Genomic DNA, 1332 nt, shown 5'->3' with positions numbered 1-1332 from the left:
TGAACCGCCCCGGGTTCGTTAGAGATCTCAGTTGGTGGCTGTGAGCTGGGGTTTCGTGGTTGCTCGGTAGTAGTTGGCTTCGTATTCGACGGGCGGAATGTGCCCTATCTCACCGTGGAGCCGACGGTGGTTGTACCAGTCGACCCACTCGGCGGTGGCGAGTTCGACGTGCGAGAGCGTCTTCCACGGCCGCTGCGGTTTGATGACCTCGGTCTTGAACAGGCCGATCGTCGACTCCATCAGCGCGTTGTCATACGCGTCGCCGACCGAGCCGATCGAGGCCGCGATGCGGGCCGCGTCGAGGTGTTCGGCGAGGCGGAATGAGGTGTATTGCGACCCGGCATCCGAGTGGTGCACCAACTCGCCGGGAGTCGGCGGGCGGCCGTCGCGGTCACGTTGCCACAGCCCCATGTCCAGGGCATCCAGGACGAGTTGGGTCTCCTTCGACATCGACGCGGACCAGCCGACGATGCGACGCGAGAAGGTGTCCACGACGAACGCGACGTAGACGACGCCCGACCAGGCCGCGACATGGGTGAAGTCGGCGACCCAGGTCCGGTTCGGGGCCGGGGCGACGAAGTCCCGGTCGAGCAGGTCCGGGGCCCTGGCGGCGGCCGGATCCGGCATGGTGGTGATCACCCTCTTGCCGCGGACGGCGCCGGCGATGCCGAGCTCACGCATGAGGCGCTCGATCGTGCAGCGGGCCACCTCGTGGCCCTGGCGGTTGAGCTGTCTCCAGACCTTCCTGGCGCCGTAGACCTGGTAGTTGGACTCGTAGACCTCCTTGATCCGTCCCTTGAGTTCCTCGTCCCGCACGGTTCGCGGCGCGGGTGTCAACTGGCGTTTCCTGGCGGCGTAGTAGGTGGAGGGGGCGATACTGATGCCGTGCGCTGCTAGCACGGTGCAGATCGGCTCGACACCGCCGAAGCGGTCCCGCATCTCGTCGATGAACGCTACGAGCGCGTGTGTGGCCGGTCGAGCTCGGCCGCGAAGAAAGCCGAGGCCGCCTTGAGGATCTCGTTCGCCCGCTTCAGCTCGGCGATCTCCTTCTTCAGGGCCTTGACCTGCGCGGCCTCCTCGGTCGTCGTCCCCGGCCGCCGCCCGGTGTCGATCTGGTCCTGACGGATCCACTTGCGCAGCGTCTCGCGCGAACCGATGCCGAGCTTCTCCATCACCGCGTTCAGCGCGGCCGTCTCGTTCCGGTAGTCGTCGCGGATCTCCGCGACCATGCGGACCGCGCGCTTGCGCAGCTCGGGCGGGTACATCGAGGGTCGTGCCATGACTCGGAATCCTTACACGGAATCGAGTCTCCACCTCACCCGGGGCGGTTCA

Annotated in this window: 1 protein-coding gene; it reads right to left on the bottom strand. The window is 66.7% G+C overall.

The window, feature by feature from the left end:
- Window positions 1-27: 27 nt before the first annotated feature.
- Window positions 28-1280 (bottom strand): IS3 family transposase gene (locus ABZ854_RS37240; RefSeq protein WP_361220494.1). Its coding sequence is split into 2 segments (ribosomal slippage): window positions 28-998 and window positions 998-1280, totalling 1254 coding nucleotides; the frame shifts between segments, so codons are not numbered across the junction.
- Window positions 1281-1332: the final 52 nt, after the last annotated feature.

The sequence above is a fragment of the Streptomyces sp. NPDC047028 genome (assembly GCF_040644095.1).
Classification (GTDB): Bacteria; Actinomycetota; Actinomycetes; order Streptomycetales; family Streptomycetaceae; genus Streptomyces.
This window is presented reverse-complemented; position numbering and strand designations above follow the sequence as displayed.